The 20,201-nt window shown below is 43.2% G+C and carries 19 protein-coding genes and 2 other annotated features (1 of these 21 running past the window's edge); of the genes, 4 read left to right on the top strand and 15 right to left on the bottom strand.

Translation table 11 applies throughout. The features are described from left to right. Positions 1-57, bottom strand: a sequence feature (ribosomal protein L21 leader region) (it extends 27 nt beyond the left edge of the window). A 75-nt stretch (positions 58-132) separates the two neighbouring features. From FNK51_RS19225 to FNK51_RS19235, 3 genes are read right to left on the bottom strand one after another with little or no spacing between them, the layout of a single operon-like run. Beyond that, positions 133-1,608 (bottom strand): Rne/Rng family ribonuclease, encoded by a 1,476-nt coding sequence (locus FNK51_RS19225; protein ID WP_286178788.1) that lies wholly within the window; start codon positions 1,606-1,608, stop codon positions 133-135. Positions 1,609-1,650: 42 nt separating this feature from the next. Further along, positions 1,651-2,517, bottom strand: coding sequence for a M50 family metallopeptidase (locus FNK51_RS19230; protein WP_098370075.1), 867 nt, complete (start codon positions 2,515-2,517; stop codon positions 1,651-1,653). Then, a complete protein-coding gene (locus tag FNK51_RS19235) occupies positions 2,510-3,259 on the bottom strand; it encodes a M23 family metallopeptidase (protein WP_141994346.1) in 750 nt (249 codons plus the stop codon). Before FNK51_RS19235 ends, FNK51_RS19230 begins: the two co-directional genes overlap by 8 nt. Positions 3,260-3,517: 258 nt before the next feature. Here FNK51_RS19235 and FNK51_RS19240 point away from each other — a divergent pair, with 258 nt between their 5' ends. Further along, positions 3,518-3,961 (top strand): S1 domain-containing RNA-binding protein, encoded by a 444-nt coding sequence (locus FNK51_RS19240; protein ID WP_034308861.1) that lies wholly within the window; start codon positions 3,518-3,520, stop codon positions 3,959-3,961. 130 nt (positions 3,962-4,091) lie between these two features. On the opposite strand, the gene minD is transcribed toward FNK51_RS19240, so the two are convergent. The 10 genes from minD to FNK51_RS19290 form a co-directional block, all read right to left on the bottom strand. Then, a complete protein-coding gene (gene minD, locus FNK51_RS19245; RefSeq protein WP_034308862.1) occupies positions 4,092-4,895 on the bottom strand; it encodes a septum site-determining protein MinD in 804 nt (267 codons plus the stop codon). Positions 4,896-4,897: 2 nt separating this feature from the next. Continuing rightward, on the bottom strand, positions 4,898-5,581 hold the full coding sequence (minC, locus tag FNK51_RS19250; protein WP_063232834.1) for a septum site-determining protein MinC: 684 nt from the start codon (positions 5,579-5,581) through the stop codon (positions 4,898-4,900). A 116-nt stretch (positions 5,582-5,697) separates the two neighbouring features. Further along, positions 5,698-6,216 carry a rod shape-determining protein MreD gene (gene mreD, locus FNK51_RS19255; RefSeq protein WP_098370073.1) on the bottom strand — a complete coding sequence of 173 codons (519 nt, stop codon included), beginning with the start codon at positions 6,214-6,216 and terminating at the stop codon, positions 5,698-5,700. Next, positions 6,213-7,085, bottom strand: a complete 873-nt coding sequence (mreC, locus tag FNK51_RS19260) for a rod shape-determining protein MreC (RefSeq protein ID WP_034308869.1) — start codon at positions 7,083-7,085, stop codon at positions 6,213-6,215. The genes mreD and mreC overlap by 4 nt, the downstream gene beginning before the upstream one ends. Positions 7,086-7,221: 136 nt before the next feature. Continuing rightward, entirely contained in the window at positions 7,222-8,241 is a 1,020-nt protein-coding gene (locus FNK51_RS19265) for a rod shape-determining protein (RefSeq protein ID WP_034308871.1), read from the bottom strand. Between the two features lie 149 nt (positions 8,242-8,390). Further along, entirely contained in the window at positions 8,391-9,065 is a 675-nt protein-coding gene (gene radC, locus FNK51_RS19270) for a RadC family protein (RefSeq protein ID WP_098370111.1), read from the bottom strand. Between the two features lie 64 nt (positions 9,066-9,129). Then, positions 9,130-9,699 (bottom strand): Maf family protein, encoded by a 570-nt coding sequence (locus FNK51_RS19275; RefSeq protein WP_098370071.1) that lies wholly within the window; start codon positions 9,697-9,699, stop codon positions 9,130-9,132. 193 nt (positions 9,700-9,892) lie between these two features. Next, positions 9,893-10,867 (bottom strand): hypothetical protein, encoded by a 975-nt coding sequence (locus tag FNK51_RS19280; RefSeq protein ID WP_141994347.1) that lies wholly within the window; start codon positions 10,865-10,867, stop codon positions 9,893-9,895. Positions 10,868-11,174: 307 nt separating this feature from the next. Continuing rightward, positions 11,175-11,927: a prepilin peptidase gene (locus FNK51_RS19285; RefSeq protein ID WP_141994348.1), complete on the bottom strand. Its 753-nt coding sequence runs from the start codon at positions 11,925-11,927 to the stop codon at positions 11,175-11,177. 580 nt (positions 11,928-12,507) lie between these two features. Next, the gene (locus tag FNK51_RS19290) at positions 12,508-13,797 is read right to left on the bottom strand and encodes a bifunctional folylpolyglutamate synthase/dihydrofolate synthase (protein ID WP_141994349.1); all 1,290 of its coding nucleotides are present in this window, start codon (positions 13,795-13,797) and stop codon (positions 12,508-12,510) included. A 98-nt stretch (positions 13,798-13,895) separates the two neighbouring features. Here FNK51_RS19290 and FNK51_RS19295 point away from each other — a divergent pair, with 98 nt between their 5' ends. Next, positions 13,896-14,837, top strand: a complete 942-nt coding sequence (locus FNK51_RS19295) for an ATP-grasp domain-containing protein (RefSeq protein ID WP_141994350.1) — start codon at positions 13,896-13,898, stop codon at positions 14,835-14,837. Further along, the gene (locus FNK51_RS19300; protein WP_141994351.1) at positions 14,806-15,648 is read left to right on the top strand and encodes an ATP-grasp domain-containing protein; all 843 of its coding nucleotides are present in this window, start codon (positions 14,806-14,808) and stop codon (positions 15,646-15,648) included. The genes FNK51_RS19295 and FNK51_RS19300 overlap by 32 nt, the downstream gene beginning before the upstream one ends. Before the next feature lie 73 nt (positions 15,649-15,721). Here FNK51_RS19300 and FNK51_RS19305 read toward each other — a convergent pair whose 3' ends face one another. Beyond that, positions 15,722-18,373, bottom strand: coding sequence for a valine--tRNA ligase (locus FNK51_RS19305; protein WP_141994352.1), 2,652 nt, complete (start codon positions 18,371-18,373; stop codon positions 15,722-15,724). A gap of 43 nt (positions 18,374-18,416) precedes the next feature. Further along, positions 18,417-18,645: a binding site (T-box leader), on the bottom strand. 227 nt (positions 18,646-18,872) lie between these two features. Here FNK51_RS19305 and FNK51_RS19310 point away from each other — a divergent pair. After that, the gene (locus FNK51_RS19310) at positions 18,873-19,064 is read left to right on the top strand and encodes a hypothetical protein (protein ID WP_098370063.1); all 192 of its coding nucleotides are present in this window, start codon (positions 18,873-18,875) and stop codon (positions 19,062-19,064) included. 56 nt (positions 19,065-19,120) lie between these two features. On the opposite strand, the gene ysxE is transcribed toward FNK51_RS19310, so the two are convergent. Beyond that, entirely contained in the window at positions 19,121-20,191 is a 1,071-nt protein-coding gene (gene ysxE, locus FNK51_RS19315; RefSeq protein ID WP_286176898.1) for a spore coat protein YsxE, read from the bottom strand. Positions 20,192-20,201 lie beyond the last annotated feature (10 nt).

The following is a 20,201-nucleotide window of genomic DNA, read 5'->3' on the forward strand; positions in this document are numbered from 1 at the left end:
GCGTTTTACCAGAAAGGCAAAAGCTTAAAACCTGTTGTTGAGCGGTTGTAGCACGGGTGCTACAAACATAACATTAAAATCCTAACATGAAACAGGAAAGGCTGTCAATATATTTATTAGAATTCCCGCTCTTCACTCGAAAGCCCTCCCGATTTCCTGAATGCTTCCGAAGCGCTTGATGGAATAGGCATTCCTCGAACCTGGGATAAAAGATAGGTATATCTTTTTAGCGATCAATTCCTCCAGTGCCGGCCGATATGATTCTTTTTCACCAAGCAGCACGTCCGCCACCGCTTTACTGACCTCCACCCAGACTGCTTCATCATCCGTCTTCCTGTGTTCCAGCAGTTCCCGTTCCAACCGGAAGGCCACCGTTTCCGGGCTCTCGATTTTACCGCTTCCACTGCACACCGGGCATGGTACCGACATCATTTCACTTAAAGACGGGGAGGTTCGTTTTCTCGTCATTTGTAAAATGCCCAATTCCGTAAAGCCGATGACCTGGATTCGCTTCTCATCCCTCACCGCTTCCTTTTTGACGATATCGATGATTTCCTGCTCATGCCGTGAATTGTCCATATTGATGAAATCTATCAAGATGATCCCGCTGATATTCCTCAATCTCAGTTGACGGGCGACTTCTTTCGCCGCAGCCTGATTAACCGCAAACAATGTTGCTTCCTTCGCCACCTTGCCGGTGAACTTACCTGAATTGACATCGATTACGGTGAAAGCTTCCGTTTCTTCAAAAATTAAATATCCGCCATTCTCTAGCCAAACGATTTTCTTGGCCATTTTCTCAACTTGCGCTTCGACATTCCATTCGGAAAAAATATTCTTTGGACCCGATACATGGGATATATCCCACTCCTTACGGTTTTCCTGTATCCACTTTTTCAACTCCAGATAAGCCTCGAAATCATCGATGGCAAGTTCCCCTGTCGCCGTTCCCGAAGACATTTCAGAAATGATCATGTCAAGGTATGCGTCCCTCTCATAGAGTATGGACGGGGCCTTAAAGGACGCAGCCTTAACTTCAAGCCCTTTATAGAGCTCCCGCAATCCAGTTAACCTGTCAAGGAATACCGATTCACTTTCGTTCTCCATCGAGGTGCGGACAATCAATCCCTCATCAGGATTTTTATGCTGCAAGGCCGTTTCCCGCCACTGCTTTTGAAGATCATTGTTTTTGAATTTCTTTGAAACACCAACATAATCTATTCCATGTATGTATACGAGGGATTCTGTTGAAAACTCGATCAGCCCAGTCAATTTAGCTCCTTTGGTGCCCGTTTCATCCCGAGTCACCTGAACTAGCAGCTTTTCTCCCTGATGGACAAATTGACCGATGGATGTTTTCCCATCACTTTTTTTTGTCAGCTGGAAAGAGGGAATCTCGTCACGGTGTAAAAAACCATTCTTCTCTGCACCATAATCAATGAAGACGGCATCCATTCCCGGTAAAACCTTCGTCACTTTCCCAAGATAAATATTACCGACCGTACTGCGCTTTTGAGGCGGCATGATTTCAAGTTTACGTAAAACACCATTCTCTAGTACAGCCACTCTTTTTTCGCGTGAAGCTAGGTTCGCGATCATTTTTTTCATCAAAAAAAATCCTCTCCTCAATTTGAAGAAAGGATAACATATTTAATAAGAATATAATAGGTCGCCGATTTTCCCGTTTGTCATTTTCTCGGAAAAATAGGCGTGAAGGATTTCCGTTTCATCCAACGAGCCGCTCTCTTTCCCGTTTTTCATGATGATGACGGGGTGTTTACAACCGCGTTGAAACAGTTCCAGCACTTTATAAATCGGTTCTTGTGAATCCACCGAGATTGGCTTCAGTTTCGCTAAATCATTCGTATGCCCGTAATGGCGCTGCAAAAGAAAGCGGATGAAAGCATAATACCTCTGCCGCCATTCCATGACGAGTGAGAGACTTATGAAAAAGATGATGAGCCAGATGTTCAAATTGAGCGGATCCAGAATGATCCAGGTCAAAAAAGCCAGGACAGCGAATACTGCAGAAAAGTGAAGTGTATGTTTCTGCGCTTCCAGAAAGGTGCAGTATAGGGATACACCGATGAATAGCAGCCGTCCACCGTCCAAGGGCCAAATTGGCAGCAGATTAAAAATCAGCAGCATAAGATTCATATACAAAAAAGGCTGATACAGCTCATATGGAATGATAGAAAAGAAATAGAGCAAAAAAGCTGCACCAATGAGCCAAACATGTTGAAGCGGACCGGCAAGCACCACCGCCAAATCCTCCTTCAAACTCTTATTTCCGTACTCCTCAGTCTCGACAGCCCCGCCAAAAGGAAGCAGCTGGATTGACTTTATCCGCCATTTGAAATGCTGGGCACAGACAGCATGCCCCATTTCATGAATGAAGACGATGAGCAACAGCATCATCACTTCAACGAAATGGGCAGTGAGGATGGCGATGCCAATGACAAACCACAATGTCGGGTGCACCCTGATTTTAAACAGTAATTTCCCATATTCACTCAAAGGAAATCACCTTTTTAGGATCGACGAAAGCATCATTTTCTTTTATCGCCAAATAAAATCTGCCCTTGGATCCATCTTCACTTAGTGTAACCTGTCCGACTTCATTGCCCTTTTTAACGAACTCATACAATTTCACATCAATTCCTTCCAGCTGCCCATACCAAGATTCACTTTTATTGGCATGCTGAATGACGACCGTCTTTCCAATCCCCTCCTTTTCACCGGCAAAAATGACTACCCCTTCATTTACGGCTTCGACCTTTGAGCCTTTGCTCGTTTCCAATATGATTCCCTCACCGTTCGTCTCGAAGTTTTGGGTAATCTTCGCAGAGGCTGGCATTGCATATTCTCCATTCGAATCAACGGTTTCCTTATCGGCTTCATTCGGTAAAAAAGCGATCGGTTTACCAAACGCACTTTCATACCAGTTGGAGATTGAAGCGAATTGAAATTCCTTGTTCATATTCTCCGTGACAAAACTTCTGGCAGGGTCCAGCCTTACAGAAGGGTGTTTGAACATCACAGCGATAATCAAGAACAGGCATACACTGGCAAGGATTTTAAAGAAAAAATATTCTTTCTTGAAGAGCGGATGATCTTTCTCGGAATACCCGTTATATGAATCAATCCCATATGGTTCCTCATTATGGATCTCCGTCCAACTACTGCCACCTGCCGGTTTATCATTGAACTTGCGTCTCTTGGCGATACGATTTCGGATATCTTTCCTGCGATCATCCATTCCAGATTTCCCCCCTGCTCATGTCAAAGCGCTATATTACAACGTATGAGCAACTTGTCCAGACTATGACGGAGAAAAGATTTTCTTTCTGCACATCCCTGAAAAATTTTTTTCCAATGAAAAATCATCCGGAAACTTATGAATTTCCAAGGAGATTCGGTTATTGATTCAGAAAATCGAATAATTGAGATTGATATTGTTCCCCGAAATTTGTTATAATAAAGTGGTTTTAACATTATCGAGGGGGAACATTTTTTTATGTCAATCGAAATAGGCAGCAAAGTACAAGGTAAAGTAACAGGTATCACTAATTTTGGAGCATTCGTAGAATTACCAGGAGGCTCAACAGGTCTTGTGCATATCAGTGAGGTAGCAGATAGCTATGTAAAAGACGTAAATGACCATCTTAAAGTAGGCGACCAAATTGAAGTAAAAGTGATTAGTGAGAAAGACGGAAAAACTGCCTTGTCCATCAAAAAGGCTATAGATAGACCCGAAGGGCAAACCTCTTCTTATACCAAACGCCCACCACGCCAAGGGGATAGCCGTTCTAAAGATTTTCGTTCAAAAGGTAATTTCCAACCAAAGGAAAATTTCGAAGATAAAATGGTTCGCTTTTTAAAGACTAGTGAAGAAAATTTATCGACTCTTAAACGCAGCACCGAGTCAAAACGCGGCGGAAGAGGCGGAAGACGCGGATAACCCGCGCTGCATTTTTAGCATATAGATCAGGCAGGCCAGTATATGGCTTGCCTTTTTTATTTTGCAAGAAGCATAAAAAAAAAGCGAGGGCATCAAATGCTCCCCGCTTCCTGACAAAAAGAATATAGATTTACCGCACGCTAAAGAATTTTTTCAATTTGGACATGAAGCCCTTTGGTTCGCTGCCAATTGGAGTCAAGGGCACAGATTCACCAAGGATCCTTCTGGCAATGTTCCGATAGGCAAGCGAAACTCTATTGTCCGGATTATAGGCAATGGGTTCCTTTTTATTCGCTGCCACAATGACTTGGTCATCATCAGGAATAACGCCGATCAAATCAATCTTAAGAAAATCGGCAACTCCATCGATGTCCATTTCTTCATCCTCATGTAGCAAATGGCCGCGAATCCGGTTGATGATCAATTGAGGCGGTTCAATATGCTCTTCTTTTTCAAGCAAGCCAATAATACGGTCTGCATCCCTGACAGCCGGTCTCTCTGCAGTCGTAACGATGATTGCCTTATCCGCACCAGCTATGGCATTCCTGAAGCCCTGTTCAATGCCTGCAGGGCAATCAATGATGACATAATCATAGTCAGGCTTCATATCGCTTATGAGTTTCCTCATCTGCTCTTCATTCACCACTGTTTTATCACTATTTTGTGGAGCTGGAAGCAAATAAAGCAAATCCTCGAAATGTTTATCCTTAATGAGCGCCTGGTGTATCTTACAGCGCCCTTCGACCACATCGACCAAATCATAGATGATGCGATTTTCCAATCCCATGATCACATCCAAATTCCGAAGACCAATATCCGTATCAATCAAGCAAACCTTCTTGCCTAGAAGAGCTAAAGATGTTCCTAAATTGGCGGAGGTGGTCGTTTTCCCGACACCACCCTTACCGGATGTTATAACTATTGCCTCTCCCACGATTAGAGACCCCCTTCTAATCTATTTAAATTAGGTCTATATTTCTTTAAGACTTGCAGTTTTTCTATAATGATATTTTCTTCTTCATCCATGAAGGCGCATTCCAAGTCATGTCCCCATTTCGTATATTGGTCAGGAGATAAATTCACTTGTCCGGCAATGCGCAGTTGGGCAGGCTTCATGACAGAGGCTGCTATTATGGCCTCATTATTCCCTTTATAACCGGCATGGGCTATTCCCTTTAGCTGTCCCATGATATATATGTTGCCACCCGCACGAACCGTTCCGTCGGGATTGACATCCCCAATTAAAAGTAAGTCTCCGGGAACTTCAAAAACCTGTCCCGACCTTATGACCTTGGTCACGGTCGTCACTTGGTTTTCATCTTTCCATCGTTTCGCTTCATCCTTCGTCAGGACATTCGAAATCATCTCATCTACGAAAAGCTTCTTCTTTTTATGGATGACCTCTTTAATCTTTTCTTCTTGTTGTTCATCAAGATAGCGGTTCCCTGTATGTACTTTTACGGAAATGGACGGGTCATTTTCTTGAAACTGATAGTTTGCCGAAAGCTTCACTTCTAACTCTTTCAATAATTCGGAAAATGAGCAAGAATCATCGAGATGAAGCATAAACCCGTCTTTTGTTCCCTTAATCATGACATTTTGCTGAATTCTTTTATTCATGACGTTTGTTTCACCTCAATGAAATATAATTCGACATAGGAAAACAAATTTCCTTTTTCTACGTACACGGAAAAGAGAAAATACATTTCCCACCTGCTTCTTAAGACACAGGAACGTTATTCCGTTTCTCTTTGCAAATCAAGCTTTTCAATCATTCTCTTTAAAGGATAGCAGCTGATGATAATGAACGCTAGATTCAATAATAATGTCGGAATCAATCTCCGTTCCGCAAATTCACCAAATCCCATATCTGCAAAAGATAGGATGATATTCATCTGAAAAATGACGACCTCTAAAACTGCCGTGAATAAAAGCGCAGTAAGGCAGGCAATCAAAATATTATTTTGCAGGATTTTCATGCTTTTCGATATCAGATAGGCAAGAAAAGGCAGCAGGAACATGTAAGTCCCAAGGATTTCCGTATATACAACATCATAAGTCAATCCAAGAATCGCCCCATAAAGCATACCCATTTTCCTGGACCCGTACATGGTCAGGAAAAAAACGAAAATCATCATGAAATGGGGCACGAGGATTTTATCGGACCCGAATGCATCTCCAGCGAACATCTGGGCGAAGATGCTTTCAAATACAAAAAAAACCAAGGCTATAAAAGAAAGGATGAAATATCTCACTCAGCTTCATCCTCCCCTTCACTTTCTTTCGGTACACCGTCCACTTCGCGCTGAACGACCATAACATTATTAATATCATAAAAATCCGTCGAAGGTTCAATATATGCGGTCTGGTTCAATCCATATTGATCCACTTTGACATCGACAACTTTCCCGATCAGCAGACCTTTCGGAAAGATCCCTCCATAACCGGATGTGATGACCAATGAATTTTTCTTGATCTTTTTATCATATGGAATCCGTTTCATCAGCAAAAGGTTCTTTTTATCATCGAATCCTTCAATCAAGCCATATGCTTTATCATCACCTTGAACGATGGCTGAGACACGGTTGGCTTTATCGATCGAACTTAAAAGTTGAACCGAGGCCGTGAAATCCGTCGCTGATTTCACCTTACCGACTAACCCATTGGACGTGATGACTGCCATATTTTTTTCTACCCCATTACGCTTCCCTTTATTGATCGTCAGCATTTCATGCCAGCGGTCAGGATTACGTCCAATGACCGTCGCCTGAGTGGGCGAATACTTCCGCAGGTCATCTTCTTTTTTGAGGTTATCGCGAAGTTCTTCATTTTCTTCCTTTAAATCTTGGACTTGGGTTTTCAATAATACGTATTCATCCAAGCGGGCTTTCAATTTTTTGTTTTCATCGTATGTATGTTGAAGGTCTTTTAAGCCCCCTACAAAACCTGTTATACCCGATACTGGCTTATTAAACACATTTCCTACCCAGCCTGTCGTATCTTTCAGGAATTGCTCCGGCCAAGTCAACTCTTCTCTCTCCCTTAATGAAAAACCGATCAATGCCACGAGAACGATAATACTAACGAGCAAGAGAAGGAGTTTTTTATTAAAAAACTGTGGCATGGTGATTACACCTCTATCTAAAATTTACTCTATTGTCTTAAAATTACACTTTGATTTAAATTAAACTGCAAAACATAAGAAAAACCGGCTCAAAATTGCACCTTTTGTTGAGCCGGCCCTATTTGAGAAGTAATGCTTATCGCGAATCTCTTGATTTAGTCTTGAATAAATGAATGTGGTCAAGCGCTTTTCCCGTTCCGATTGCAACACAATCCAGCGGATTTTCAGCGATGATCACCGGCATTTGCGTTTCTTCACTGATGACTTTATCCAGATTGCGCAGCAAAGCACCCCCGCCTGTCAATACAATGCCTCTGTCCATGATGTCAGCGGCTAATTCAGGTGGTGTTTTCTCTAAAGTGTTTTTCACGGAATCCACAATTGCAGAAACTGTGTCGCTTAATGCTTTGGATATTTCCTCAGCTGTGATTTCGATCGTTTTCGGTAATCCAGTCAATAGGTCACGTCCGCGAATTTCCATGTTTTCTACGCCTTCCGTGTCTCCAGCAGAACCAATTTCCATTTTGATCGCTTCAGCAGTCCGCTCACCGATCATCAAATTGTAGTTCTTACGGATGTAAACGATAATGGCATCATCCATTTCGTCACCGGCAATACGGATCGATTGGCTTGTAACGATTCCGCCAAGGGAAATGATTGCCACTTCCGTCGTTCCTCCGCCGATATCAACGACCATGCTTCCTGTAGGCTCCCAAACCGGAAGGTCTGCACCGATTGCTGCTGCAAACGGTTCTTCGATAGGATATGCGTCACGGGCTCCTGCTTGTCTAGCTGCATCGATGACTGCACGCTGCTCAACTGCCGTAATTCCAGAAGGCACACAAATCATGACATATGGCTTGTTGCCGAATACGCCCTTCTTTTGAGCTTCCTTCATATAGTACTTCATCATGGTAGCCGTCGTTTCATAATCAGCAATTACTCCATCCTTCATCGGGCGAAGGGCTACCACGTTACCAGGTGTACGGCCGATCATGTTTTTCGCATCGTTTCCGACTGCAACGATTTGCTTTGTATCTGTTTGCACAGCTACAACCGATGGTTCACGTACAGCGATACCTTTTCCTTTTACATAAACAAGCGTATTCGCCGTTCCTAAATCAATCCCTATATCTCTAGCGCCAATTCCAAACATTATGGTATCTCCCTTTCGTAAACAAAAATGCCTTTTTATAAGTTCAAATAATAATTTGTCGTTTTTTGACAATAAGACCCTTTGAAAAAGTTTCCTCTTTTAAAAATCATAAACAATATTATATCGTATCGTCAAAAATTTTGATAGTGTCATAAATAACCTTTTTCCTTCAAACTAACATATTTATGTTCCCCGATAATGATGTGGTCCAATATTTCAATCCCGATTATTTTACCACATTCGACTAACCTTTTCGTCACTTCAATATCTTCTCTGCTGGGAGAGGGGTCTCCGGAGGGGTGGTTATGAAGACAGATGATAGAGGCAGCGGACCTTTTGAAAGCCTCTTTAAAAACCTCGCGCGGATGCACGATCGAGGCATTGAGGCTGCCGATGAATACCGTAGTTTTTTGAAGCACTTGATTTTTCGTATTTAAATAGAGACAGACGAAATGTTCCTGTGATAAAAACCGCATTTCTTCCATGCAATAATTGGCTCCATCTTCAGGAGATCGAATCACATAACGGTCTTGATCATTCAAATTGTTAATTCTCCTGCCAAGTTCGACAGAGGCCAGGATTTGAATCGCTTTTGCTTCACCAATCCCTTTGATCACGGTCAGTTCTTCCACAGAGGCTTCTTTTAGCAAGCGCAGGCCCTTGAAGGAATTGATGAGCCTGCCGGATAGTTGCAGGACTGATTCCTCCCTTGACCCCGTCCTGAGTAGCAAAGCAAGCAATTCCTGATTGGAGAGACTTTGCGGCCCGTCCTGCAGAAACCTTTCGCGCGGCCTCTCTTCTTTCGGGTAATCCCGTATTAACATTTTTTCGCTCAAAAAATCAACCCTTCCTTAGAAAAGGGAAGATGCCAGACGAAATCAAATTATCTTATCCTAACTCTTCCTGCATCGCTTTAAGTTCCCGGGCCAGTCTTGAGACCGGAAGCCCAACGACTGAGAAATAGTCCCCTTTGATTTGTTCGACAAGAAGAGATCCGTATCCTTGAATCCCATAGCCGCCAGCTTTGTCAAAGGGTTCACCGCTATCCAGATAACGTTCGATTTCAGCTTCTGGCAGCTCCCAAAATGTCACTTCCGTTTTTTCTGCGAATACTCTGCGATGCTTGCCGAATAGGATGGCGACACCTGTGTATACTTCATGTGTCCGTCCTGATAACATTTCCAGCATTCTTTTTCCATCCGCCCGGCTTGTCGGCTTACCCAATATCTCACCATCAAGGACAACAACGGTATCCGAGCCGATCACCCAGCTTTCCTGAAATTTTGCTGCGATGGCTTCCGCTTTACGGGAGGCCAGTTCTTTCACCGCTGCATCAGGACACATGTTTTCATCAATACTTTCATCGACATTGGAATTCATGCTTTCAAAGGGGATTTGAAGAAATTGTAGAAGTTCTTTACGACGTGGTGATGAAGAAGCTAAAATCAATGGATGCATAATATAAAAGTCACCTTTCTTTACATAGGGAGATACAATATCTATCCTACCAAATTATGTTGCAATCCACAATTATTGTTTACTAGGAATCGACAAATGCCTGTAAGTATTTCCCGGAAAATAAAAAAGGTGTCACAGATGGTTTCATATTGGGGAGCTTGTCCCATTAGGCAGCTCCCCTTTTTTTCTTTACTTAACTCGATATGTTTTGGAAATTCAATAAAAAATCAAGCAGACTTTCTTGAGCCTGGAATAGCTTTTCTTCATTTTTGGAAGTCCCATATTCGTCAATCGACTTTGCGGCAGCAGTCAGGTCATCGTTCATTTTCGAAAACTCCGGCGATAATTTCACCGTCTTCAGTTCATCCATGTTTTTTTTCAGGGTTTCTTCGTTTACCATCCCTCCCTTTCCACGAAGCTTTGTTGCGGATGTTTCTGCCAACGAAGCGTATATCGCCTTCATCTTATCGAGGGTTTTCTCATCTTCCTGGCTTGTCCCGGCCGCTTCAAAATCAATTTCCTTCCAATATACGTCCACATCATAGGACTTTAAGAACAAGGCCAGCTCCTTACTTGCAGCTAGACTCTCTGCCGTTCCCAAGAATAGATAATAGCTGTCTTCCAATTTGAAAATTTCAGCAGGAACCTGCTTTTCAATGATTTTCTTTTGTATTTGCCTTGCTGCATCCTCGCTGCTGAATACTCCTCCCTGTACAAGGAATGTCTTCAGCTGGTTTCCTGGTTCAGTCACTGCCGCTTTTTTATCCTCAACAGTGGCTTCCGTTGGAATCGGGGTCTCGACCGAAGATACTTCTGCTTTTTCCTTTGTAATCGTTTTAACGGCGATCAAGCCAAGAATCGACCCAAAAAAGACGGCACAAATGACAGCGATCATGAATGTCTTGATCGGTCTGTTATCCGAGCTTTTCAGCGAACTGGTGCCAAAACCGATGAACTTCGGCATTTTCTTCTTCGGCGGTGAGGGAACCAATACGATTTTGTTTTCGTTTGAATCCTCAGGGAGTATCCATTCGAAACTCTCATCAGTGTGTTCCTGCCCCTGCTCCTTACTCGCCGCCTCTTGACTTTCAATCTTTTTATCTGGAAATACTTTTTCTTCCCCATTTATTTTAATCGTTACACCCTTGCTTTGTTCCGGCTTGCCCAATTTTTTTCCTCCCCTCCAGATCATTTTGTTCATCCTAACATAGAGGTAAAAAAAAATAACAAGACTTTTGTCGTCTTGTCATTAATAGGTTTCGTCAAATTTCCCTATCCATATATGGGTAACTAAACAAGGTTTCCAGGTACTGGTACTTCTGGTTCATGAACCATTCAATATCGCCTCTCACCAATTACATACATTCCTCTTTCATGTCATCTTCACTTGCAGCCATTTGGGGATAGTTCCCAACTCCGCTATTGTTCAGGTGATTTTTGACAAATTCCTCTTGCATGAGGATGGCCCTTTAAGCTCATCTTAAAAAAGTTACATACCAATGTAAAAGGGCATCGCCCCAAAAATAAGCAGTCAATGTCCCAAAAACGATATAAGGTCCGAAAGGAATAAGTGTTTTCTTTTTTAGGATTCCGGTCAGCAACCCGATGATGCCAAGGAACGCCCCATAAAAGCACGCAAAAAGAAACGATAATAACACCATCTTCATTCCCAGTACAAAGCCAATCACTGCAAATAGCTTGATATCACCACCACCCATGCCACCCTTACTCACGACTGCAATCAATAACAGCAGGCTAAAGCCAACCGCTGCCCCGACAATTGAATCCCACCAGGGCGACAGCGGAAATGGGACTCTTAGAACGATAAAAATCACCGTAAAGAAAAGCAGTATTTTATCAGGAATGAGCATATAGGCGACATCAGTCACGAAGATGATCATAAATAATGAAATCAATGTCCAGCCAATCAAGAGTTCGTTCGACCAGCCAAGGAATATGGGAGCAGAGGTAAACAAAACACCGGTCAGCATTTCCACTGCCGGATAAAGGGGTGAAATCCTTGTTTTACAGCCACGGCATTTCCCTTCTTGCAACATATAAGAAATAACCGGTATCAACTCGAAGAATGTCAATGTACGCCCGCAAGAAGGGCAGGCGGAGCGACGATTAGCAAATGAATGACTAGCTGGAACACTTAAACCGACAACGTTGAAGAATGAGCCTAAAATTAAGCCCAAAACGAAGAGATAGATATGGATAACCATCATTTATACATAGTGCATGAGGATTCGATTGCCTTTCTTTGAAACCCTAATATAAAAGTCCCTTCCGCTATGTAATAATCACTTAGGTTCTTCATGATTATCATTCCTTCCGTTATTTTATTAAGTAGATCCTACTATTCACCAGTCAAATAGAATCAATATATAAACATATTTTAACAAATATACTTGGTGATTTGTTAACAATCACTCTATTAGAGTTTTTTGAAAAGATCCCTTTCCCAGACTGTAGACAAACTCGATGAAAACCGAGTTTGTCTACAGTTTCTTTAGGCGTTTGTGCAATTTGAACGTTGATTGGAACGTGAGGCACTCGCTTTCCGCGGGCGGTCCGTGAGCCTCCTCGGCGCCTTTGCGCCTGCGGGGTCTCCCCTGGACTCGCTGTTCTAAGCAGGAGTCTCGAACACCCGCTCCAATCAACTTTGTTTTAACTTATAGATAGAATCCTTTTGCCTAAAGTCTTTATTGTTTTAAAAATAGAATTAATAAAACTTGAGGTGAAGAGGATGCTTTCTAAATATGCATTCGGGAAAATTAATTAGTCCGCCGGTAAAGACACATCCCTTTAGGCATCTTCTCTGATCAGGAACTCCCTCACAAGTGAAAGGAAATGAAGGGACCCTGTGATGACAAGAATCTCTTTTTCCCCTGTTTTCCTTCTGCATTCCGTTATTGCCGCCTGCCAATCCCTGTTTATCCTTTTATTTGGATGACTGCACTTTTCATAAAGCGTTTTCGCATCCGCCGCCCGTTCATGGTCGAATTCGGTAATAATGATTTCCATCGCTTCCGTTTCCAGTCCATGAAGCATCTCGGAATAATTTTTATCTTTAAATGAACTGAATACGAATCGGTACTTATAGTCGGGGTAATGCACTTTTAGCGTTTCCTTCAGTACGTCGATGCCGGCAGGATTATGTGCACCATCAATGATCACCAACGGCTCATCCGATATTTTTTCAAAGCGGCCATCCCATTTCGCTTCCCCTATTCCTTTAAGTATGCTTTTTTCATCGATATTTTCCATTCCTAATGTGACAGCAGCAATGGCCAGTGCCGCATTCTCCATTTGATGACGGCCTAACATCCGCATTTCCACATTTTCGATGGACCTGTCTGCAAGAGAAAAGGAGAAACTTTGCCCACGTTCACTTTGCTTTATTTTGCCTACATGAAAGTCTTTGCCTAATTGGTAATAAGGTACGCCTAATGACGACGCTTTTTCTTCAATTACTTTTGCTGGTTCCCCGGCTGTGACTCCGCTAATGATCGGCGCCCCGCTTTTAATGATGCCCGCCTTCTCAAAAGCAATTTCCCCAAGTGTGTTTCCCAGGATGTTCGTATGTTCCAAAGAAATCGAGGTAATGATCGAAAGAAACGGCTGGATGACATTCGTTGTATCGAGCCTTCCTCCCAAACCGGTTTCCATCAAAACCAAATCCACTTCCTTTTGGCTAAAATAAGAGAATGCCATCGCAGTCAAAATTTCGAACTGAGTGGGACCATTCCCCTTACTATCCATCTCTTGGATGATCGGCCAAAGCTCCTGGAAGACAGCGATAAAATCCTTATCACTGATTTCATCCTCATTTATCTTCAGCTGCTCATTCATCCGTATTAAATAAGGAGAAGTGAAGGAAGCGACCCGAATGCCTTGGGCAAGCAGGATTGCTTTAATATATTGCAGTGTTGATCCTTTCCCGTTTGATCCTGCAATGTGAATATACTTTAGCGCCTTGTGCGGGTCACCTAATTCAGTTAACAATGCTTCCATCCGTGATAGGCCAAAATTCATGCCCAATTGAACTTGGCGCCGTTCAAAAAAATGATTGATTTCTTTCATGGTTGTGACCATAATCGTTGAGCCTCCTCTTTCTTTATACCGCTCTTATGCGTTAAGATTATTTTATCAATATATGAACGATTAACCTAGATGAAAGGTAGTGTTTTACTATGAAACCTTCAGATTTCCACTGTTGGATTGTCGTTAACGGCTATTTACAGCATGATAAGTTTTCCAGTTTGGCTTTGTTCATTAAAGAGGCGGCTGAAAGGAAAGATATCATGGCAACCCTTATCCGCAATTCAGATCTCATTCCCATTATCGAAAAAGGAGTGCCACTGCTTAAAGGTGCCTTTGATAAGCTGCCTGATTTTGTCCTGTTCATGGATAAAGACATTCATTTGGCGCGCCATTTGGAATTGCTCGGCATCCCCGTATATAACAGCAGTACAGCGATCGATATTTGCGACAGCAAAGCAAAAACACATCAAGCATTGACCGGGCATGGTATACCGATGCCGAAAACCATATTTCCCCCTTTTACGTACGAAGGGATTGAAAGAGTCAATATGGATGCTTTCATACAAATCGGCAATGAACTTGGGTATCCCCTTATCGTTAAGGAAGCATACGGTTCATTTGGGGAACAAGTATATTTAATCCAAACAGAGGATGAGTTACTAAAGACGATCCATAATCTTGGCCACAAACCATTTATCCTCCAGGAATTCATCAAACACAGCAAAGGTCGGGATATTCGTGTGAATGTCGTGGGTAATCAAGTCATAGCAGCGATGCAACGCCATTCCGAGCAAGACTTCCGAGCTAATATGACTGCCGGGGGGCAGGCTGCACCATATATACCCACCAGTGAAGAAGCACAACTTGCCATCCGATGTGCACAAATACTGGGTGCAGACTTCGCTGGCGTCGATTTGTTATTCGGTGAAGAAGGTCCGCTTTTGTGCGAAGTGAATTCGAATTCGCATTTACTGAATATTTATGATTGTACAGGCATCAACATCGCTGATAGCATGTTCGATTATATCTTGAAAGAATTAGGAAAAGGAAGTGCATCTGATGAAAAAACAAGCAGGCTGGTTGATTTATAACCGTGAGGATGCCTTGAAAAATAAGGGATACATAGAATGGATGCTTGACGAAGCAAGTAAGCTTGATCTTGATTTACACTTTCACTTTCGGGAAGACCTTAGGATCGGTCATCGTTTCAACGAGTTGTACGTGGAACATGGGACACAGCCAATTTCATTGCCGGACTTTGCTATCGTCCGGACCATCGACCCTTTTTTTACAAAGCAACTTGAGCAACTGGGGATTGCTTGCTTTAACTCCTCCTTCGTATCGGAAATCGCGAATGACAAAGCAAAGACGCATCAATATATGTCCTCGCTCGGGATTCCAATGGCCGATACCGTATATTGTAACGGGAGGCCGAGTGCCGATGACATGGAGTTCCCTTTCATTGCTAAGGAAGCACGTGGCCGCGGCGGGAAGCAAGTATATTTAATCGAGCATGCCGATGATCTTGCCGAACTGAATGATGGAAATTGGATAGTCCAAAAACCTGGCTTATTCGGTAGGGATATCCGCGTCTTCGTGGTTGGGAAAAAAGTGAAGGCTGCTGTACTTAGGGAATCCGCTTCCAGTTTCAAGGCAAATTATACGCTGGGCGGATCGGCTTCTCTATATGAGCTGACTGCTTCTGAATTAGCCCTTGTTGAAAGAGTAATGAGGTCATTTGATTTTGGCCTGGTCGGTATCGATTTCATATTTGCGGAAGATGGCAGCCTCATGCTCAACGAAATCGAGGATGTCGTCGGCAGCCGGACATTAAGTGCACTAAGTGATATGAATATCGTACGGGAGTACCTTACATTCATAAAAGAAAGAATATCATCCTAACGGAATATTTTTCTTAAATAGCGTTTAAACACAAAAAGGATGAACCAGCTTCAAGCTGGTTCATCCTTTTGTTTTATAGTTGTTTCAGTTCGCTGATCCTGTGGATTACAGAGTCGCGTTTTTCGCTATAGTCTTTTTCCTTGGCACGTTCTTCTTCGATGACGCTTGCCGGCGCCTTTTTAACGAAGCCCTCGTTGCCCAATTTTTTCTGTACGCGCTCAACTTCTTTATTAAGTTTGTCGAGTTCTTTTTCAAGACGTTTCACTTCTTCGTCAATATTGATCAGTCCTGTAAGCGGAAGGATTAGCTCTACGCCAGTTACGACAGCTGTCATGGCTTGAGCAGGTTCTTCGACTTCGATTCCGATCGTCAATTGTTCAGGATTACAGAAACGCTCGATATAGCTGCTGTTTTTCTGTAATGTCCCTAAGATGGACTCATCTTTCGCTTTTAAGATCAAATTGATTTTTTTGCTTAGCGGTGTGTTCACCTCAGCACGGATATTACGGACGGAGCGGATGATTTCAACCAGCAGCTTCATTTCCTCGGCTGCAGCTGTATCCGTCAACCCTTCATTCACTTCCGGCCAAGCGGCAACAGTGATGGACTCACCTTGATGCGGTAGGTTCTGCCAGATTTCTTCGGTAATGAATGGCATGAACGGGTGTAACAGTCTCATCGTGTTATCCAGTACATAAGCCAAGATCGAGCGCGTCGTTTTCTTAGCTGCTTCGTCTTCGCCATATAGCGGAAGCTTCGCCATTTCAATATACCAGTCACAGAAATCATCCCAAATGAAGTTGTAAAGCACACGGCCCACTTCACCAAACTCATAACGGTCCGCAAGTCTGGTTACGTTTGAAATCGTTTCATTCAAACGCGTCAAGATCCATTTATCAGCTACAGACTTCTCACCGCTTAAATCGATTTCGTCATAAGTCATGCCGTTCATGTTCATCAAAGCAAAACGGGATGCGTTCCAAATCTTATTGGAGAAGTTCCAAACCGCTTCCACTTTTTCCGTGCTATAACGAAGGTCCTGGCCTGGCGAGCTGCCCGTGGATAAGAAGTAACGCAGCGAATCGGCACCGTATTGATCGATTACATCCATCGGATCGACACCATTGCCAAGCGATTTACTCATCTTGCGCCCCTGTTCGTCACGAACCAGACCGTGGATCAGCACATCTTCAAATGGACGTTCACCTGTGAACTCAAGAGCTTGGAAAATCATCCGCGATACCCAGAAGAAAATGATATCATAGCCTGTCACAAGTGCCCCGGTTGGATAGTAGCGTTGGAAATCGACACTGTCCTTGTCAGGCCAGCCCATAGTCGAGAACGGCCATAATGCCGAGCTGAACCATGTATCAAGAACATCTGTATCTTGTTCCCAGTTTTCAGCGTCCGCAGGCTCTTCGTGACCTACATACACTTCACCTGTTTCTTTATGGTACCAGGCTGGAATGCGGTGACCCCACCAAAGCTGACGGGAAATGCACCAGTCACGGATATTTTCCATCCAACGCAGGTACGTTTTTTCGAAACGGTCCGGTACGAAATGAACTTTTTCCTCATCGGTTCCTTTTTGAAGCTCAACGGATGCATCAGCCAACGGCTGCATTTTAACGAACCATTGAGTCGAAAGATATGGTTCAACAACAGCACCGCTTCTCTCTGAATGGCCGACTGAGTGAAGGTGATCTTCGATTTTGAAAAGTACTCCTTCTTCCTGGAGGTCCTTGACGATTTGTTTCCGGCATTCAAAACGGTCCATGCCTTCATATTTACCAGCCTTTTCATTCATCGAGCCATCTTCATGCATGACAAGGATGCGTTCCAAATCGTGACGGTTCCCGATTTCGAAGTCATTCGGATCATGGGCCGGAGTAATTTTGACCGCGCCTGAACCGAATTCCATATCGACATAATCATCACCGACAATCGGGATTTCCCGGCCTGTAATTGGCAAGCGGACCATTTTGCCGATCAAGTGTTTATAACGGTCATCTTCAGGGTGAACAGCAACAGCAGTATCGCCAAGCATCGTTTCTGGACGGGTGGTGGCAATTTCAATTTCACCTGATCCGTCAACCAAAGGATATTTCATATGGTAAAATGCGCCCTGCACATCTTTGTAAATAACCTCGATATCGGATAACGCCGTTTTCGTTGATGGATCCCAGTTGATGATGTATTCGCCGCGATAAATCAAGCCCTTGTTATAAAGCGAAACGAACACTTCGCGCACAGCTTTTGAAAGCCCTTCATCAAGAGTGAAGCGTTCACGTGTATAATCAAGTCCAAGACCGAGCTTTGACCATTGTTCACGGATATGGCTCGCATATTCCTCTTTCCATTTCCATGTCTCTTCGACGAATTTTTCTCGACCAAGGTCATAACGGCTCACGCCTTCAGCACGAAGTTTCTGTTCTACTTTCGCTTGAGTGGCGATACCGGCATGGTCCATGCCCGGTAACCATAAAACGTCATAGCCTTGCATCCTCTTCATGCGTGTCAATATATCTTGAAGCGTCGTATCCCAAGCGTGGCCAAGATGAAGCTTACCTGTCACGTTAGGCGGCGGGATGACAATCGTATATGGTTCTTTTTTATCGTCACCCGTCGTTTCGAAAAACTTTCCATCAAGCCACCATTTGTAGCGGCCTTTCTCTATCGTCTGCTGATCATATTTAGTCGGCATAGAAATTTGGTTCTCTTCCATAACATTTCCTCCTTTTTGGGCATAAAAAAAACTTCCATCATCACAAAAGGACGAAGGAAGTTGTTCGCGGTGCCACCTTTTTTCCGAAAAAGAAAAAAATCTCTTTCGGCTCTCAAATCGGATAACGGCTCTTCACCGGCCTTCGCTACTAAGAGGTTCACGAAGACTGCTCGCGGACGACTTCGGATGCTGCTGCCTGGAAACCTCGCACCAATTTGGTTTCCTCTCTGAAAAGTGCATTTCATCTTACTATTTCCGGTCTTTGCATTGATTTATATTCATATGTAAAATCATTGAATGCATATAGTATATAGTACAAAAAACATGGGGCTCCAGTCAATCATCTTTTCGCTTACTTTCTCAGTAATCATCCCATTTGATACAATTCAAGTTCATTTTCTTTAGTTTATCCTCCAGGAACAGTGAATGTGACGGCTGTTTCACCTTTTCCACTGCCCACCCATAGAATATAAGAAGTCCTAAAAAGGAAGGTAATAATATGAAGCGAAGATATACTCCCTATACTTTACCGCCTTGGGTGAAGAAATTCCGCGGTGTCTGCCAGCAGTTCATCTTCCCCTTTATTGTGTTCCAAGGATTACGTACGCTGATTTTCCCGACTTTCTTCGATATGCTCCTGCTAATCGCCTTTATTTTCCTGGCCATGTCTTTGTATTTCGACTGGATTTAAGTATTCCCTTACAGCAAAAAAATATACATGACTGGAGATGATCCAATCATGTATATTTAGCTTGGGGGTGATTGTTCTTCTTTGGCAGCCTCGGCAGCAGCCTTTTTCTGCTGTTCGATTTCTTCGATTTTCATCACCATATATTCAATATTTTTCAAAAGCCAAAATTGCCGCTGCAATTGTGTAACATTATCAAGCTCTGAACGATGACCCCTGCCATCGGAGTAACCCTTCACTAATTCCAAAGCTGACCCAGGGAATGCCAGATAACTTTGCATGAGCAGCAATTCTTCTTCTTTCAACGGAAAATAACGAAAATAGTTATATAGCCAGTCAACGCAGTCATCGCATTGGACAGGATAGGTCCTTGCCGATTTAACGAGAAATGGCAGTAAATCGAAATGCGGCGGAGCCGTATTCGAATTCTCAAAATTGATGAAGTAGCCATATCCCCGCTCATCATAAACGAAATGCTTCATGGAAACCTTTCCGTGCGTGACCACGGTTCGAACCTTTTCACTATCCTTCGTTTTTTCATACCAGGTTTCAAACTTCTTGATCGAGTACTTCAGCGCCTGTGAAATATCAGTGTAGAAAGAACAAACCGTCAGTTCGAATGGAGACATATACCACTTCTTTTCACAGCTGACAATATACTCATCGATAAAGTCCTTCTCGTTATTCCAGGCATCAAGCGTCCGCTCATAATGGGCTTCCCGTTCCTCGATATCCACTTGTATTTCCTTAACGGAAAGTGTATGCATCCGAGCAAGCTCCCTGAACATTTGCTTATGATTTTCATCGCGCTCCCCGTCCCTTTCATTATTGAGCCAGGGCATCAGGTAATACAAACGTCCATTATGAAGAACGGCGTAACGCTGATCCATCGTTTGATAAATGGGAACGATCCGGTTATAGCCTCGATGGTACAATTTTTGAACATTTTTGATAAAATCAATGCCGTTCTGCGGTAACATGGATTTCAAGGCAAATGTACCGCGATCACTGTATATTTTTTTTACACGTCCGAAGTCCTCAATATATTGTACATACATGGCATATTCCTTCAATACGGTCTCCGTGTCCCGATCCCGATTGGCAGGCTGCTGATTCTCGTTTTCCCTCACGAGACTCACT

Origin of the sequence: Bacillus sp. B4EP4a (genome assembly GCF_006680105.1) — a bacterium.
Taxonomy (GTDB): Bacteria; Bacillota; Bacilli; order Bacillales; family DSM-1321; genus Peribacillus; species Peribacillus simplex_E.

Excerpts from the sequence above, each read along its gene's own strand:
- FNK51_RS19225 (WP_286178788.1), bottom strand. The coding sequence starts at position 1,608 with ATGAAAAAAATGATCGCGAACCTAGCTTCACGCGAAAAAAGAGTGGCT.
- FNK51_RS19235 (WP_141994346.1), bottom strand. The coding sequence starts at position 3,259 with ATGGATGATCGCAGGAAAGATATCCGAAATCGTATCGCCAAGAGACGC.
- FNK51_RS19240 (WP_034308861.1), top strand. The coding sequence starts at position 3,518 with ATGTCAATCGAAATAGGCAGCAAAGTACAAGGTAAAGTAACAGGTATC.
- minC (WP_063232834.1), bottom strand. The coding sequence starts at position 5,581 with ATGAATAAAAGAATTCAGCAAAATGTCATGATTAAGGGAACAAAAGAC.
- mreC (WP_034308869.1), bottom strand. The coding sequence starts at position 7,085 with ATGCCACAGTTTTTTAATAAAAAACTCCTTCTCTTGCTCGTTAGTATT.
- FNK51_RS19265 (WP_034308871.1), bottom strand. The coding sequence starts at position 8,241 with ATGTTTGGAATTGGCGCTAGAGATATAGGGATTGATTTAGGAACGGCG.
- radC (WP_098370111.1), bottom strand. The coding sequence starts at position 9,065 with ATGTTAATACGGGATTACCCGAAAGAAGAGAGGCCGCGCGAAAGGTTT.
- FNK51_RS19275 (WP_098370071.1), bottom strand. The coding sequence starts at position 9,699 with ATGCATCCATTGATTTTAGCTTCTTCATCACCACGTCGTAAAGAACTT.
- FNK51_RS19285 (WP_141994348.1), bottom strand. The coding sequence starts at position 11,927 with ATGATGGTTATCCATATCTATCTCTTCGTTTTGGGCTTAATTTTAGGC.
- FNK51_RS19290 (WP_141994349.1), bottom strand. The coding sequence starts at position 13,797 with ATGGTCACAACCATGAAAGAAATCAATCATTTTTTTGAACGGCGCCAA.
- FNK51_RS19295 (WP_141994350.1), top strand. The coding sequence starts at position 13,896 with ATGAAACCTTCAGATTTCCACTGTTGGATTGTCGTTAACGGCTATTTA.
- FNK51_RS19300 (WP_141994351.1), top strand. The coding sequence starts at position 14,806 with ATGAAAAAACAAGCAGGCTGGTTGATTTATAACCGTGAGGATGCCTTG.
- FNK51_RS19305 (WP_141994352.1), bottom strand. The coding sequence starts at position 18,373 with ATGGAAGAGAACCAAATTTCTATGCCGACTAAATATGATCAGCAGACG.
- FNK51_RS19310 (WP_098370063.1), top strand. The coding sequence starts at position 18,873 with ATGAAGCGAAGATATACTCCCTATACTTTACCGCCTTGGGTGAAGAAA.